The sequence below is a fragment of the Kribbella albertanoniae genome (genome assembly GCF_004348455.1).
GTDB lineage: Bacteria > Actinomycetota > Actinomycetes > Propionibacteriales > Kribbellaceae > Kribbella > Kribbella albertanoniae.
In genome coordinates, this window is sequence record NZ_SMKA01000528.1 from 1 (window position 1) to 1,308 (window position 1,308).

Annotated in this window: 1 protein-coding gene; it reads right to left on the reverse strand. The window is 66.7% G+C overall.

Going from position 1 to position 1,308, the window contains the following annotated elements; genetic code table 11:
* Positions 1-222: 222 nt before the first annotated feature.
* Entirely contained in the window at positions 223-1,242 is a 1,020-nt protein-coding gene (locus E1261_RS44805) for a GNAT family N-acetyltransferase (RefSeq protein WP_132416468.1), read from the reverse strand.
* Between the last annotated feature and the right edge of the window lie 66 nt (positions 1,243-1,308).

The following is a 1,308-nucleotide window of genomic DNA, read 5'->3' on the forward strand; positions in this document are numbered from 1 at the left end:
GTTTGGGCTTCGGGCGGGGCTCTCTCCGCCACGTTGCCGCCGCACGACTTCGGGACCTCGTTACCCGATAGCTCGGCAGCTCACGTTGTCGGCACCGCGTCCGTGTCGTCGCGTTGGCATGGGACCACCTTGGCGGATGGCGGATGGCGGATGGCGGATGGCGGATGGCGGATGGCAGTTGGTGGTTGGGACTTGCGTTGGGTGGGAGGGGGTTGGATTTGGTTAGGTGGTTGGGATGGGGAGTTGGAAGACGGACCAGCCGTCTACTGGGTGGAAGCCGAGTTGGGCGTTGACCGAGCGCATGGGGGTGTTGTCTTCGGCGTTCCAGGCTTCGATGAGGCGTAGGGCTGGTTCTTGTGATCGTGCGTATTCGTGGTTGGCGGCTTTGACGATCAGGCCGAGGCGGCGGCCTCGGTGGGCCGGTTCGACGATGGTGATTCGCTGCCGGGCTTGGGTGTTGTCGTCGGTTTCGAAGGCTAGTTTGGTGCGGGCTACGACCTGGCCGGTTGCGTCGTGGCGGGCTGCGGTGGAGTAGGCGCGGTGGCCGCGGCTTAGTTCGGAGGCTTCCTGGCGCCGGATGCGGGCGACGTCGTACACCTGCTGGTCGACCGACAGGTCACCGGTTGGGGCGTCAAGCATGAGTCGGCTCTGCAGCGCGGCTATGTCTTCGACGATCGCTTCGGGGGCCGCGTCGCGCCACTGCACCAGGGAGTACCCGTCGGCATGGGTCCACGCCTCAGCCAGCAGCTTCTCGTCGTCGCTCGAACGTTCGGCGACCTGGCAGTGCGACCTCAGGCTGGTCGAGCCAGGCCGGTGACCGCGGTTGGTGAGGTAGCGGTAGGCGGACTCATCGCGCGCAACACCACCGGGCAGCGCTCGAACCGTCTGGACCTCGATCAGCTTCCGGCCGTGCCGGTGGGCAGCCGCATAGACCTCGTCCAGCAATGCGGTGCCGATGCCGTGCCGCCGGTGCTGCGGGTGCACGATCAGTTGGAGGTAGACGACGCTCAGGTTCTCCGACTGAGGCAGCTGGTACGACGCGACGCCGACGACCCGATCTCCGTTCCACGCCAGTACCGTCTCTTCGATCACCGCGGGCGAGGGGTGTTCGAACCGAGCCATGTGCTGCTGGCGGCTCGGAGTGGGGAAGTCCGGCAGATCGTGGTGCGTGACCGCGACCGCCAGGTCGTACCACTGGCCCATCGCCACGGAGTCGCCCGGATCGAGCTGCGTGATGGTCATACCAGCATCGTCGCCGCGCCCGCGACCGACCAGCAATCGAATTACCCCCGACCACCAACCCCGGCC